This is a genomic window from Bacillus sp. OTU2372 (assembly GCF_038440275.1).
Taxonomy (GTDB): domain Bacteria; phylum Bacillota; class Bacilli; order Bacillales; family Cytobacillaceae; genus Neobacillus; species Neobacillus bataviensis_B.
The window spans coordinates 1-352 of record NZ_JASATK010000094.1; the positions used below are offsets into that span (position 1 = coordinate 1).

At 34.7% G+C, this 352-nt stretch carries 1 protein-coding gene; it reads right to left on the reverse strand.

The features are described 5' to 3' along the window. Positions 1-352: transposase (locus AAHB15_RS30105; RefSeq protein WP_342043907.1), on the reverse strand; the 352-nt coding region annotated here is incomplete at both ends.

The window sequence follows — 352 nt, forward strand, 5'->3', positions numbered from 1 at the left end:
AAGTTGTGTTAAATGCATTGTCATGTTTAACAGGACTAATATAGCCTGTTATTTCAAGAGTTTTTAATCCATGATGAATTGGTGTTGTATCATACCCTCGATCTGCCCCCACATTTTTAATATCTAAATCAAATTTTTCTTGAATCACTTTTAATCTTTCAACAAAGGGCTCACAATCATTTATGTTTCCTGGACTCGGATGTATATCTACTATGATTCCATTTTTGGTATCAATACTTGTGTGTGCTAAGTAATGAGGTCCAGATGGCTTTCCAGGTCGATTTAATAATCCAGAGTCAGAATCAGTTTTAACGAAGGATATTGTTTCAGTAGAAGGACCCTTTGGTTTTCG